This window comes from Bradyrhizobium sp. AUGA SZCCT0182 (genome assembly GCF_018130185.1).
Classification (GTDB): domain Bacteria; phylum Pseudomonadota; class Alphaproteobacteria; order Rhizobiales; family Xanthobacteraceae; genus Bradyrhizobium.
The window spans coordinates 41,862-56,167 of record NZ_JAFCLY010000056.1 but is presented as its reverse complement, the minus strand read 5'-3'; the positions used below and the strand labels follow the sequence as shown (position 1 = coordinate 56,167).

General features: G+C 57.2%; 11 protein-coding genes and 1 pseudogene. 6 read left to right on the top strand and 6 right to left on the bottom strand.

The window, feature by feature from the left end:
• Positions 1-763 (top strand): sensor histidine kinase (locus JQ611_RS36865; RefSeq protein ID WP_212468211.1); only part of this gene is annotated, 763 nt, incomplete at its 5' end.
• Between the two features lie 112 nt (positions 764-875).
• On the opposite strand, the gene JQ611_RS36860 is transcribed toward JQ611_RS36865, so the two are convergent.
• The 3 genes and pseudogenes from JQ611_RS36860 to JQ611_RS42190 form a co-directional block, all read right to left on the bottom strand.
• Positions 876-1,484 (bottom strand): isochorismatase family protein, encoded by a 609-nt coding sequence (locus JQ611_RS36860; protein WP_211995956.1) that lies wholly within the window; start codon positions 1,482-1,484, stop codon positions 876-878.
• Positions 1,485-1,850: 366 nt separating this feature from the next.
• On the bottom strand, positions 1,851-2,495 hold the full coding sequence (locus JQ611_RS36855) for a flavodoxin family protein (RefSeq protein ID WP_211995955.1): 645 nt from the start codon (positions 2,493-2,495) through the stop codon (positions 1,851-1,853).
• A gap of 179 nt (positions 2,496-2,674) precedes the next feature.
• Positions 2,675-3,106 (bottom strand): annotated as a pseudogene (locus JQ611_RS42190) (DUF983 domain-containing protein); the annotation flags it as partial.
• A gap of 239 nt (positions 3,107-3,345) precedes the next feature.
• On the opposite strand from JQ611_RS42190, the gene JQ611_RS36845 reads away from it, so the two are divergent.
• From JQ611_RS36845 to JQ611_RS36835, 3 genes are all read left to right on the top strand, one after another.
• A complete protein-coding gene (locus JQ611_RS36845; protein WP_212468210.1) occupies positions 3,346-5,298 on the top strand; it encodes an FUSC family protein in 1,953 nt (650 codons plus the stop codon).
• Entirely contained in the window at positions 5,295-5,498 is a 204-nt protein-coding gene (locus JQ611_RS36840) for a DUF1656 domain-containing protein (RefSeq protein WP_211995953.1), read from the top strand. Before JQ611_RS36845 ends, JQ611_RS36840 begins: the two co-directional genes overlap by 4 nt.
• Before the next feature lie 255 nt (positions 5,499-5,753).
• Positions 5,754-6,689 (top strand): biotin/lipoyl-binding protein, encoded by a 936-nt coding sequence (locus JQ611_RS36835; RefSeq protein WP_409411327.1) that lies wholly within the window; start codon positions 5,754-5,756, stop codon positions 6,687-6,689.
• Positions 6,690-6,848: 159 nt separating this feature from the next.
• On the opposite strand, the gene JQ611_RS36830 is transcribed toward JQ611_RS36835, so the two are convergent.
• Positions 6,849-8,453 (bottom strand): GMC family oxidoreductase, encoded by a 1,605-nt coding sequence (locus JQ611_RS36830; RefSeq protein WP_212468209.1) that lies wholly within the window; start codon positions 8,451-8,453, stop codon positions 6,849-6,851.
• Positions 8,454-8,886: 433 nt separating this feature from the next.
• Between JQ611_RS36830 and JQ611_RS36825 the strand changes: the two genes are divergently transcribed.
• Positions 8,887-11,679, top strand: a complete 2,793-nt coding sequence (locus JQ611_RS36825) for a PAS domain S-box protein (RefSeq protein ID WP_212468208.1) — start codon at positions 8,887-8,889, stop codon at positions 11,677-11,679.
• Between the two features lie 342 nt (positions 11,680-12,021).
• Here JQ611_RS36825 and JQ611_RS36820 read toward each other — a convergent pair whose 3' ends face one another.
• On the bottom strand, positions 12,022-12,690 hold the full coding sequence (locus JQ611_RS36820) for a response regulator transcription factor (RefSeq protein WP_249133740.1): 669 nt from the start codon (positions 12,688-12,690) through the stop codon (positions 12,022-12,024).
• A 34-nt stretch (positions 12,691-12,724) separates the two neighbouring features.
• Positions 12,725-13,219, bottom strand: coding sequence for a response regulator (locus JQ611_RS36815; protein ID WP_312012352.1), 495 nt, complete (start codon positions 13,217-13,219; stop codon positions 12,725-12,727).
• Positions 13,220-13,523: 304 nt separating this feature from the next.
• Between JQ611_RS36815 and JQ611_RS36810 the strand changes: the two genes are divergently transcribed.
• A complete protein-coding gene (locus JQ611_RS36810) occupies positions 13,524-14,297 on the top strand; it encodes a sensor histidine kinase (protein ID WP_212468207.1) in 774 nt (257 codons plus the stop codon).
• The last annotated feature ends 9 nt before the right edge of the window (positions 14,298-14,306 follow it).

The window sequence follows — 14,306 nt, the reverse complement described above, 5'->3', positions numbered from 1 at the left end:
CCTCGCGGAAATGGCGCTCGGCGAAGTCAGATCAGAGCTGGCTCACGTCGTGAGGGTCGCAAGCCTTGGTGCATTGACGGCGTCGATCGCGCATGAAGTTAACCAACCTCTGTCGGGTATCCTCACCAATGCCAGCACCTGCCTGCGAATGTTGGCTGCCGACCCTCCCAACGTTGAGGGAGCGCGCGAAACTGTGCGTCGGACGATTCGCGATGGAAAACGAGCGTCGGATGTGATCGTTCGATTGCGAGCGCTATTCGGCAAGAAAAGATTTGCGATCGAATCAATAGATCTGAATGATGCGACGCGAGAAGTGATTGCGCTGTTGTTGGTCGAGCTTCAGAGAAATCGAGTTAGGCTTCAGACGGAGCTTGTTGAAGGCCTTCCGCTAGTTATGGGCGATCGCGTACAGCTTCAGCAGGTCATCCTGAACCTGCTCCGAAATGCGTCAGATGCAATGACCGCAATAGAGGATCGACCGAGGCAATTGTTCGTCCGAACCATGCGAGACCGTGACGATCATATCTGCGTGACTGTGCAGGATGCCGGTGTGGGTTTTAGATCGCAGGATGCCGGCAAGCTATTTGATGCATTCTATACCACCAAGGCTGGCGGTATGGGGATCGGCCTATCCGTAAGCCGTTCCATTATTGATAGTCACCGTGGCCGGTTGTGGGCGACTGCGAATGAGACTCACGGTGCTTCTTTTTCGTTTTCGATTCCAGTGAAACTTGAGAAGGACGGCCTTACTGACCTCAGGTGAGGGAGTAGGTCGTGAGGGGTCCGTGATGTCCGTTCGTTTGCTTGTTGCGGGTGCAACAATGGCCCGGGCCTACTTAGACGGAGCCCCTTCGACACCGGTTTCGTTGGTTTGCCTAAGTGGACAAGCCGAAAGAGCCGAGCGTGTGCTGGAATGTTTCGGCCAGAACAAGTCGAATTTGCTGGCCGTGCGGGAGTGCCCAGTTATCCGCGAGCTCGCCCAGAAGGGTATTAGTTGCCGTCACGACGATGCCTCCCTGCATCATGCGCAAACGAGCGGCATCTTCGGAAATCTGAAAAGGCGAGCCGCCAGCATCGAGGACCGCGTGAACTTCGTAGCCAGCCCGCCGAGCGCTGAGGGCGGTATAGAGCAGGCAGCCGTCATTGGTGGTCCCAGCCATGATCAAGCTATGGCGTCCCGTTGCCTCGACGGCACGGACAAAGTCCGGATCGTTCCAGGAATCGACAATGCCGGTGCGCTTGATCCGGCGCGCATAGGCATCGCGGTTGATCTCTTCCAGACCTGGCATCCACCAGTCCTTGTTGGCGTCCTCGTTGCTGCTGGTCCAGACACTGGGAATGCCGAGGATTTTAGCCGCCTTCACCAGGGCGATGTTGTTGTGCTTGGCGATTTCAAGGGCTTGGGTTTTGATCATGGACATCGAGATGATCTGATGATCGATCAGGATCAGGGCACAATCCTGGGCCTTGAGTGCCTTTGACATATTATTCTCCGGTTTCGTTTGGGTCGAGTGGCCGAAGCAGACGTCCTGAGGCTTATCGGCCAAGTCCGCTTATGACGCGGAAACACACGATCGATGCATCACGTTTTTCCCCGCAAATTTCGTTTTCAAGACTGGTTTACAAAAAGGCTTCCGTTGAAAGCCATCTCGATCGCACCACACTAGGTCGCGATACGAATGCGACGTCGGCTTGTGGCACGACGATGAGCCTATGCAGCAACTCCGGTTCGCGCCGAAGAAAGCGGGAGGTGTACGGAACGCAGTATGATGAACCTAGTGAAGCAAATCTTTGATGCGTGCACGATATTTCAGTTTCGGCGGGGAGCTCGCCAACGAAGCCGGACTCGATCATGATGTGCTCTCGAGGATGTCTGGCAACAAGCCTTCGACTGCAGGCAAACGACCGCGCACAAATTGCTGCGTGACCCTTGCCACGCGCTCGCCGAGGTATTCGGCGGTCAGAAGATCGGATTCGGGTGGGGCAAAGTCAGGCCCTTGATCGTTGTTCGACTGTGCCGCGGCGCCTAGCCAGAAGCCAAGCCGATTGAGGTCGTGATCTGAGCCGTACGTACTGTTGTTGCCGGACGGAAGACCGAGATTGACCCAATGCATGCGGTGTTGCGCCGCGAAGATGGCGAATTGGGTCAGTGTAGCGAGCTTGTCACCCGACTTTGACCCCGAGTTTGTGAAGCCTGCCGCGATCTTGTCCTTCCACGCGCCCGTAGCGTAGGGTTTTGACGTCGAATCCATGAAGGTTTTGAACCGTCCGGACACGCTTCCCATGTAGGTCGGGGCGCCGAAGATGATTGCGTCTGCAAGTTTAAGGTCATCCAAGCGGCCCTGAGCCTCGTCTGATGTCAAAAAGAGGACAGATGCGCCCGCGACCCGTTCGACACCACGCCGCACGGCTTCTGCCTGCCGAGCAGTGTGGCCAAAGCCGCTGTGAAATAGCACGGCAACCGTTATTGGAATGGCTGGTACTTCGTGGTTCATGGTTGACACCGATCGGAAATGTGTTCTGTCCCCTTTTGGGCTCGGTCAGTGCTTAGTCCGAACAATGCGCGATCGTCTTTCATGTTGTCCGACCAATGTCGAGAATGCACGACCTGCTGTGCTGGACCGATCAACGCCGGCTCGGATGTTACCGAAGCGGTGATGGCAAGTTGCTCCAGCCTGCGCGTCCTGGCCGCTTCGAAACCATGCATGCCTGTCTGCCACTGCAGACCGACGATTGCGCCCTTCGTAGGTTGCAGAAGGCCGAGCGAACTCACGAGAGTTAGTGGTAGCCAGATCAGCGCGTGTAGCCAGTAAGGTGGCGAGTAGGCAACTTCGACGGCCAGAACGGCCGGAACGATAACATGGCCAACCACGATGATGACGAGATAGGCTGGCAAGTCATCGGCACGGTGGTGATGAAATTCTTCGCCGCATTCTTCGCATTGATCAGCAACCTTCAGATATTTGCCGAACAGATGACCTTTGCCACAGTTCGGGCATCTGCAACGAAATCCACGCATCATCGCCTGGTAAAGCGAGGTCGTTTCTTCAGGGCGGGCGGGCGCTGGACTGATTGTCGCCCGCGCCACAGGGATTGTTTGCGTCATCTCGATGCCCTCCTCATTGGCAGCACCCATATCCTCGCCTTCTGATCGAATTTATTCTTCCTGCCTTGAACTGTTTTTTTACATTCGCAGGTCAGTCGGCCGATGGCACTGAAGTCTTGACGACACCTTGGTCCAATAGATTCGCGCTTTGCTTAACATCATCCTTTATCTCACGGTCCCGGTATTCCCCGGCCTCACGAGAGCTCTATTCTGAATGGATTGAGGGGCTCGGACAGACTATGTTTCGTATGATTGCCGGGTTTCCCCTCTCTGCGTGGGCATTTGCGTTCCGGACGTGGGCCGCCATGGTGACGGCCCTGTATGCGGCTTTCTGGCTGCAGCTCGACAGCGCGTCGTCCGCCGCGGTTACCGTCAGCATTCTCGCCTTACAGACGCGGGGGCAGGTCTATCAAAGGGCGCTATACCGAGTTCTCGCCACTATCATCGGGATTATCGCGTCTATTGTGATTGCTGGATTGTTCGCGCAAACTCGTGAGCTGTTCATAATCGTCTTCGCGGCTTGGCTCGGACTCTGCGTTTACGTCGGCGGGCTTTTGGAGGACAGCAGGGCCTACGGCGCCGTGTTATCCGGTTATACGGTTGCTCTGGTGGCTGTGGTCCAGATCGACTCGCCTCAGAACATCGTCCTGGCCGGCTTTAACCGCGGTGCGGCTATTGTGGTCGGAGTCGCCGCGCTCGCTCTGATCGGCGAAGTATTCGGTGCTCCGAACTTGGATGCGAGTCTGTTGTCCAAGCTCACAACCATCCATCGGCGAATAATTGCCGTTGCACTTGCTATCCTCGGTGGCAAGAGCGCCGACCCGATCCGGTCGGCTAATCTGCTGCGTGAGATCACAGCGCTTCGTCCCGACATCTCGGCCCTTGCGGTCGAATCGGGTCGTGGGTCGGCGCGGCGCGCGGCAGCCCGTAACGCGGCCGTAGCATTGGTCGGTGTAGTCAGCGCCGTAGGCGCATTGGCATCACTCCCCCCGACGACGTTGCGATCTCTCCGAACCGGGCTAGGGGAGGCACTCGACAATGGCCTGGCGGAAGAGAACCGTGTTTTGCCTGGACGCCTGCAACAGCATGCGAATTCCGATAACTTCGACCCGTACGAGGCGATTTTCGTCCGTTACGCTCTAGAATTGCTGGTCGAGAACCAAAGAGCTAAAGACGCTATTGGAGCTCTCCAAGCAGGCCGTCGCCCTACACATGAGTTTGATGCGCCCATCTACCGTTCGAGCCGAGTGGCGGCACGAAACGGGCTGCGCGCGTTTCTGGTAGCGCTGACGATCGCGGCCTTATTGTCCCTTGGCGGCTGGCCGTTCGCATCGCTAGGCATCGCTTTGACAGGCGTGATCATTGCCCTGAGTGCCAACGTTCCGAACTCGGGCGCTTTCGCCACAGCAGCTGTTATCGCTGTACCGATCGCTGTGATGCTTGCGGGTGTAACCGAATTTTTTATTCTGGACGGGGTCGACCAGTTTCCTCTCTTGGCGATCGGTATAGCACCAAGCGTCATTGCCACCGCCCTCCTATGCACGGCGCCCAACCCGAGACTGGCCGTGACCGCGTTCCTTGTGCTGGTTGTCTTTCCCGTGATGCTCTCGCCAACGAATCCGCAGCGTTACGACCCCGAACCCTACCTGTTCTCCAGCCTTATTGCGATCGCATCGGTTATCCTGCTGTTCGTCCTTCTCCGGGTTATCCTTCCAACGTCCGATGCGCTTCGGCGGCACTGGTACCTGATGTCGGCGCAAGCAGAGATGCGCGGACTCCTTACCGATGGCTACTCTCGGCGCCCAAATGAAGAGGCCCTGTTCCGAGACGCGGACCGCATTAGGCAACTCGCAGCGCTGCAACCTTCGTCAGATGGACACCGGGATGACCTCCGTCAGGCTATGGAGTTGTTCGGACGTGCGGCGGCTGTGCGCCGGGTTCGGACAACGCTGACCGAACTAGTTGCTCGAACGGGCTCACGGTTGATGGTCGAGACCAATGCGGCTCTGGCTGCCTGTGATCCCCTTCGCCTTCGCCGAATTGCCGACGATCTCGCAGGCGCGACCGCTGGGTTCAGTCGTGATGACCTGGCCCTCGCTCGCGCGGCCCGCCTGGATCTGATCTGGGCTGCTTCCCTGATCGACCCCACCGCCGCCCTCGGCTTCCATCCGCATGGGTCTTTTGCCTCATGATGCATACCTTCTCTGAATTGGTCCTCGACGGGGTGCTCGTCTCGCCTTTCGTCCTCTATGCAGGTGCCGCCCTTGCAATCTTCGCTGTGCTGCGTCCCTTGCTGTACCTCGTATCGTTCGAACGCGCCTTCAGTAATCCGCCGGCGGCGGAGTTGAGCCTCTACGTCTTGGTTCTCGCGCTTTTGATTGCGGTGTTCTAGAGGGAGAAGGTCTTGCAGCTGCACGATACCATCACAGACGACCGGACGAAGGATAACACAGCCGATACCCGCGCCACGGTGGCTGAGCGCTCTGTGAGTAATGGCGGCCTCGCGCCGGGCGGAGATCAGCCTGGCGTTACCCTTGAACGGAATCTGAGCGTCGAAAGGCCCGTTTTGAAAGGGCAGGTGACTGGGGTTCGAGGCCCTACGGCTCGCTTTGCTCGGGAGGTGTTCAAGCGCGCGACGACGGCGGCCATCCTTGCGCTCGCCGGGTTAGCCGCTCTCCTCATCTGGGACGTTTATGTCAACGCGCCGTGGACGCGAGACGGCCGCATCCGCGTGCAGGTAGCGAGCATTGCGCCTCAGGTGTCGGGGCAAATTACGGAAATCCGAGTCGTCGACAACCAGTTCGTTCGCGAAGGTGACGTGCTCTATGTGATCGATACGTTCGACTTCAAGGTGGCGCTCGACACGAGCCAAGCGATATTGCGTCAGAAAGCCATCGATTTGCAGGTCAAGCGAATCCAATCGGAACGGCGAATGCGGCTCTCCGACCTCGCCACGACACCCGAAGAGCAGCAAGTGTTTGCCGGCAATGCTAACCAGGCGCAGGCGGCCTTCGACGCTGCCCAGCAGCAAGTTGCACAAGCCGACATTAATCTCAAGCGGACGCAGGTGCGCAGTCCCGTCAATGGCTATGTCACCAATCTACTGATGCGGGTCGGAGACTATGCTCACGCCGGCGCGACCAACATTTCGGTCATCGATGCGGATAGTTACTGGATTGACGGCTACTTCGAGGAAACCAAGATGGCTCATGTCTGCGTCGGCATGCGTGCCGAAGCGGCACTGATGGGATATCGCGACCCGATCCTGGGGCTGGTCGAGAGTGTGACCCGCGGCATCAGCGTCTCCAACGCCGCACCGAGCACCCAGGGGCTGCCCAGCGTCGATCCGGTCTACACCTGGGTGCGACTGGCGCAACGAGTGCCGGTGCGCCTCAAGATCACCAATGTACCGGCCGGGGTTCCGCTCGTTTCGGGAATGACTGTTACGGTGACGATCCGCGACGAGCGGGCGAGTGACAGTGGTGGCTGGCTTCACCGGCACTTTCATAACCTTACGAATCGCTTGAGTAACGTCATTCACGGTCCGCAGGGTTCACCCGACTGCGCACCCCGCGGTAGGTGACAAGAACTGCGCGATCGCAACCCTTCTTGCTTCAGTGAACAGGAAAGCTAATGCCTTGTCCAAGGAAGACAGTCCAAGGAAGTCACACCAGCCTGTCGCGATAGTTCGCGTATGAAGTCAGGGTCCGTTTCCGTGTTCCGCTATGACGTTCTAGCGAAGTCAGGCGCTTTCTCGGATCAAGTCGGAGGCCTTTTCGGCAATCATGATTGTCGCGGCATTGGTGTTGCCGCCGACTATGGTTGGCATGATCGACGCATCAACCACGCGCAACGCGCCAACACCCCGCACGCACAGCTTTGCATCAACCACGGCCGTCGAATCGCTTTCCGGGCCCATTTTACAGGTGCCGATCGGGTGATACTGCGTGTCAGCGCGGCAGCGAATATCCTTCTCCAAGCCGGCGGGATCGTTGGATCGCGTCGGGTACAGCATCTTGCCGCGGAGCCGATCGAAAGGTCGGGATTCGATGATGCGTTGCTGGATCTGGGCTCCCTTGACCAGCAGTTTCAGATCGCGCTCATCTGAAAGGAATTTGGGATCAATTCGGGGAGCATCGCGCGGGTCGGTGCTGTCAAGTCCAACGGTGCCCCGACTGTACGGGCGCAAGACGTCCACATGGCAGGAGATGCCATGACCCATGTGGAGTTTGCGTCCGTGATCGTCAACTATCGCGATGACGAAGATCAACTGCAGATCGGGAGCTGGGGCATCGGGCGACGAACGGATGAATGCGCCGGAAGTGCCATAGGTCGTCGTCACGAGGCCTGTGCGCGCCTTGCGCCATTCGAAGATCGCGCGTGTCAGCTTCAACGCGCCTCGGAGCGAAATGCCAACTGTTTCAGTATCGTTCGGCACGCGCCACGATTGAACGTAGTCAATGTGGTCCTGTAGATTCTTGCCGACGCCAGGCACGTCATTCTCGACTGGAATGTCGAGCTTTTTCAGCTCTTCGCCGGGCCCAATGCCGGAAAGCTGCAGTAGCTGCGGTGAGCCAAAGGTCCCGCCCGCCAGGATCACTTCTCGTCGGGCTCGCACTTCTTTCAATCCGCCTCCTTGGTAGTACATCACGCCACATGCACGGCGATTTTCAAGCAATACCTTCGCCGAGATGGCATGGGTCAAAACCCTGAGATTTTTTCGCGAGAGGTTGGGGGTTATGTACGCCTTGGCAGCGCTCCAGCGCTCGCCGCCCTTGTGAGTGACCTGATATTTGAAGGCGCCCTCTTGTTCGGCTCCATTGTAATCGGGGTTTGGCCGAATCTGGTGCAGGGCAGCGGCCTCTAGAAACAGGTTGGTGAGCGGACTCTGGTGTCGCGGATAGGTAACGTTCAGTGGACCACCCTGTCCGTGGAAGTCATCTTTGAATTCTTCGTTGTTTTCAGCGCGCTTGAACAGCGGCAATACCTCGTCATAAGACCAGCCCGGATTGCCGAGCGATGCCCAGTGGTCGTAATCCCACCTGTTTCCTCGCACATAGAACATCGCATTGATCGAGCTCGAGCCTCCAAGCGTCTTGCCGCGCGGTTGATATCCGCGGCGGCCATTCAGGCCGGGCTGAGGTACCGTCTGATATGCATAGTTATTGATTTTGGTTGGCACCATCGCGACGAAGCCAGCCGGCGCATGAATCAAGACGCTGGAATCCCGCCCGCCGGCTTCCAACAGGCAGACCGTAACGTTTGGATCCTCCGTCAGGCGAGAGGCCAATACGCACCCGGCCGAACCGGCGCCAACGACGATGTAGTCAAATTCACAATGGTCCATGGCGCGCTCCCGTCGAGATAAGATGCGTTCTTCAATGAGAGATCGGCTGTCCCAACGCGCGGTTTCACCGACGACCGCTGCTTGGGACTGCCGAGCTTCGATGCCGTTGCGAAACCGCCTCGCATGGAATGGAAGCACCGAAATTGCTGACCTGTGATTACGCAGGATCGAACGTGAATCCATTGCACCTAGGTGTTGTGGGGATTTGCATCCGGTGTTTCTGGATGAGCGATCATCCCGCTCGCGTCCATCAGCGAGCTCCGACGCTGCCCATAAGTGCTGGATATATCGGGTGAAAATCGGTTGTGGCTCGGTCGTTGGGCGGAGTATGCTGGCAGAATGTCAACTGCTCAACCGACACCAAGGTATCATCGACCTCTTTTCGCAATTTAGAACACTATCGTATCATGGCGATCGTCGAGAAAGGGTCGACATGAAAGACGATCTTGGTCCCGCTCTTCACACACTTCCCGGATTGGTGTGGACGACACTGCCTGACGGGCATGTTGATTTCCTCAGCGAGTCTTGGCGTGAGTTCACAGGACTCAGCATTGATGATCTGCTCAGAACGGGGTGGTGCGCGGCAAGCCACCCCGAAGATGTGCCTAAACTGATCGCGTGGTGGAAACCCGGCCTGTCGGTTGCCGAACCGAGGACAATGGAAGCGCGGCTCCGTAGCCGTGATGGGGAGTATCGCTGGTTCGTTTTCCGAATGCGTGCCGTGGTCGATGCGTCTGGAACGGTAACCAAATGGTGCGGATTAGGTTTCGATATTGAAGACCAAAGACAATCAGCAGACCCCTTGGGACCGCGCCATGAGCAACACAGCAATGTCACCGACACAATCCCCGCCTTGATGACGTTCTTGACGCCGGCTGGCGAGATAGAGGATGTCAACCGCCATTATCTGGAATACGTCGGTGCAGATGCAACGCCCCAAACTCTGAATGAATGGAAAACGAGTGATCTGGTTCATCAGGACGATCTTCGCTTTGTGACAGGTGCCTGGGAACGCGCGATAGCCACCGGGGAAACTTACGAAATCGAGCATCGAATACGACGGGCGGACGGCGTCTATCGGTGGTTCCATGTCCGCGGATTGCCTCTTAGGGATGCGCGCGGTCATATCGTTCGTTGGTATGTGCTGCAAACCGATATAGATGACCGAAAGCGAGCTGAGGCGCTGCTCGCCAGCGAGAAGCGGCTTCTTGAGATGGTGGCAGGACGCCAATCATTGTCGGAGATACTCGAAGTGCTCTGCCAGTTGGCCGAAGACACCATGGATGGCTGCTACTGCAGTATCCTGTTGGTCGATGCCACTGGTAACAAGTTCGAGGAAGCGATAGCGCCGAGCCTCGCGGCTGAATTCAACGAGGCAGCGCGCGGCTGGTCCTTGCAGGATAGGGGCGGCCCATGCGTAACGGCCGCGCGGGAAAAGATACAGGTAATCATGTCGGACGTTGCGACCGACACCCGCTGGCGCAATGGATGGCGCGATCTCGCGAAACGCCACGGTCTGATCTCGTGTTGGTCGACGCCGATCGTGTCCTTGACCGGAAAGACTCTGGGGACCTTTGCGCTCTATTATCGCGAGCCGCGATCACCCACGGTGGAACATCAGTCACTTATTGAGCGATTTACGCACATCGCCAGCATCGCCATCGAACGTTCGCAGAGTGACGCGGCGCTGAAGCGAAGTGAGGCACGGAAGACGGCGATCCTCAATTCAGCGATCGACTGCATCATTACCATCGATCATGAGGGATCCATTACCGAGTTCAACCCAGCCGCGGAACGGACTTTTGGCTATCGAAGAAATGCCGTCGTTGGCAAGCAATTGGCCGAAGTTATCGTCCCTCCCTCAATGCGGGAGAAACACCAGCTGGGACTAGCCCGTCATTTGGCGACAGGTGAGTCCAGGCTAATCGGAAAGCGCCTTGAGACGGTCGCGGTGCGCGCTGATGGAAGCGAGTTTCCGGTTGAGTTGACGATCTCTCGTATCCCGCTGGACGGGCCGCCATCGTTCACAGGCTACCTGCGCGACATTATGGAACGAAAACAATGGGAGGAAGAACTACGGCAAAGCGAGGCATTTCTCAGCGAAGGGCAGCGCCTCAGTCGTACGGGTAGCTTCTCATGGTGTTTGGCGACAGGCGACATCATGTGGTCTGATCAGGTCTATCGCATCTTCGAGTTTGATCAGGCGGTTCCTGTAACGGTCGAACTGATTGCCACTCGCGTTCACCCGGATGACATGCACTTGCTGCGCGACATGATGGCCCGGGCGAACAGTGCAGCTGACGGTTTCGAGTACGAACACAGACTCCAGATGCCGGACCATTCGGTAAAGTACCTGCACTTGGTCGCTCACGCGACTCGAAACCAGCATGACCAGCTGGAGTACATTGGTGCTGTCCAGGATATTACGAAGCGCCACCTCGCGGAAATGGCGCTCGGCGAAGTCAGATCAGAGCTGGCTCACGTCGTGAGGGTCGCAAGCCTTGGTGCATTGACGGCGTCGATCGCGCACGAAGTTAACCAACCTCTGTCGGGCATCCTCACCAATGCCAGTACCTGCCTTCGGATGCTGGCCGCCGAGCCCCCCAATGTCGAAGGAGCGCGCGAAACCGCGCGGCGCACGATTCGGGACGGCAACCGCGCATCCGATGTCATCGTTCGGTTGCGTGCGCTCTTTGGCAAGAGGAAGTTCGTATTCGAATCGGTTGACGTGAGTGAAGCCGCGCAGGAGGTGATTGCGCTGTTGTTGGGCGAACTTCAAAAGGACCGCGTCTACATTCAGGCCGAATTTGCAAATGAGCTTCCGCTTGTCATGGGCGATCGAGTTCAGCTGCAGCAGGTTATCCTGAATCTGATCCGAAATGCGTCAGACGCGATGAGAGATGTTGAAGATCGTCCGAGGAAGCTGGTTGTCAGAACCGAGCGAGATCCTGATGATCAGGTTCGTGTGACTGTGCAAGACGCAGGAGCAGGATTCAATCCTCAGGATACCAACAGGCTGTTCGATGCTTTTTACACGACCAAGGCTGGCGGCATGGGGATCGGCTTGTCGGTTAGCCGCTCCATTGTCGAGAATCATCGTGGCCGCCTTTGGGTGACGCCGAACGAAACTCATGGCGTTTCATTTTCGTTTTCCATTCCGCTTGGATTAGAGAGCGACCACAATCAGGAAACGAGCACAAGTCGGACACTCCCGATAAGAAGCTGAGCATGAGAGGCGTTTGAAGGCAATTTCTGGTCGTTGATTGCTGATTGTGACCAGTCGTTGCCTGGACAAAAAAAGCCCGATGACTGTTCAGTCATCGGGCCAGTTCAGGGTAGGGGGAGGCGTCCATGGAGAGGCCCAGGACGGCGGGGGGCCGATCGGTAATCTCTCCATGACGTCTTCTTCTATCGGATCCAGACGATGGCGTATTTCGCGCGACTCTCGCAATTTACAAAAAGACACGATGCCGTTTGCATTGGCGAGTTGACGGCTCTTACTCAGGTGGCGGTCTACGTGAAGCAACCGATGAAATATTGAAGGCGGAAATGCCGCGGCCGCTCCTAATTATTCTCCCGGCGCAAGATGGAGTGTCGCGGCCATTGCCGCCAAGTCGACGAGAGAGTCGGCCTTCATCTTTTGCATTACCCTGCCTCGATGGGCTTTCACCGTGATCTCGCTGATGCCGAGCTCAAACGCGACCTGCTTGTTTAATTGTCCAGTCACGACCAAGGCCATGACCTCCCGCTCTCGGCGGCTAAGTGACGCGTAACGGTCCCGGATCATTCGCACCTTCGCGCCGTGATCAAGGACGCCGCGGCTGCGCTCGAGCGCGTGTCGAATAGCGTTCAGCAGCACCTCGTCGCTGAATGGCTTCATCAGGAACTCAACCGCTCCCGCCTTCATTGCCTGGACGGTCATGGGCACGTCGCCGTGACCCGTAATGAAAATGATTGGCATATCAATCCGGTCGGCAGCGATGCGCTTTTGCAGGTCGAGGCCGTTGAGGCCCGGAAGGCTGACGTCCAGCACCAGGCAGTTTGGGACGACAGCCGGCGCGCGCGACAGAAACTCCTGCGCCGATACGAATGTCTCCGGTTCCCAACCCGCAAATCGGATCAATGCTTCCAACGATTCGCGCACGGATATGTCATCGTCGACAACGAACACAATTGGCGTGGCGAGTGACATGAGTACCGACCCCGAGCTATGGCCAGGCGCGCTGAATAATTTCATTAGAATCCCTCCCGTGCAATAGTATGCCCTGCCGCTATTTCGTTCCAAGCGCGGCGTTGATCGCCTCCCGGAGAGCCGTGTCGCTGAAGGGCTTGGACAAGCATTCGGTGGCGCCTCGCTCGAGTAATTGCGGACGGATGGCTTCGCATTCCTGGGCGGTAATGAAGACGATCGGTATTTTCTTCTGACGTTGCAGCAATTCCTGTTGCAAGGCAGGCCCGCTCATCCCGGGCATTGCGACGTCTAGGATCAGGCACGCTGTCTCGGAGACGTATTGAGACGCGAGGAACTCTTCGCCCGAAGAGAACGTCTGCACGGAGAGGCCGAATTCCTTCAGCAGATCTGGCAACGACTCGCGGACCGACTCGTCGTCGTCGACGACCGATACAAGCGGGCGTTTGGTAATCACGAGTTCCTCATAACGCACTGCGTATCTGCCGCCACCGTTGCCGGCCACCTTCACGGACTCTGCGCCAATCCACGGCCCAAGGTCGATCATACCTTGGTGTCGGTTTGGGGGGATCTTCATTGAAGGCCCCCCAATCGCATTCTCGGTCCTTAGACCGGAGAACCCGTAGCGATATCGCCTCCGCTGCCTCGGTAACCGTCTCGAAGGAACGATGGCGATTGGGCTGTGCACGTTCTCCGAGCCCAGGGATGCCGGCACAGCACGGACTATCGAAAAGTATCGACGACACCATGGTGTAATAGATTCGCGTGTGCGCTTTCCCCATCATGCGATCGCAAGCGAAGTCGATCAAGGCGAAAAAAGGTCAATTCAGTTCTAGATTCAGGCTAATCGCACAAACCCACAAACTATTCAGGATGATACGATGCGGGCGATCCGATTACAAAATGAAGTCGCAGATGCTGTTGCGTCCAGCGTGTCGATGAAGACGAGCGAGTATCTCCTGGTTCGGGAGCTGGCGCATCGAATCAACAATGAGTACGCCTCCCTGATTGGAGTTTCCTCAAGGATGGCCTCGCGCTCGAGCAGCGATGAGGTGAAGGCGACGTTATTGGAAGTGATAAATCTCTTGCACAATTATGCCGACATGCATCGGGCCCTTCAAATTCCAACATACAGTTCGGGTGTCGATGCATCCAGGTACATCCGTACGCTTTGCCAATCGATCAAACGTGCCGTCCTGGACCGGCGAGGTATCGAGATGGTGCTGTCCGAGTCCGCTCTCCATCTGGACGCCGAGAAATGCTGGAAGCTTGGTATGATCATCTCCGAATTGATCACAAATTCTGCTCGGCACGCTTTCGGCGGCCGAGGAGGAACAATTAGAATCGAATTGTCGAGCTTCGGGCCATTTGCGCAATGCAGCTTCATGGACAATGGGTCGTCAAGGCATTCATCTACCCCGGGTCAAGGATTGAAAATCATGGCGGCCCTGGCGAGCGGGTTGAATGGAGAGATCGTTCATCGATTTGGGGCGGAGGGTGCCACTTCAGTACTTATATTTCCGATCGACGATAACACTCTGCAGACGGACAGCGATCTGCAGTTGGATGGCGGTGATTGGATTGCTGCAAACGCCGAGGCAGCCGGCGCCACGGCGTCTGCGAAACAAGTGTCAGATACAGCCAGTACTAAATGATTCTCAGGG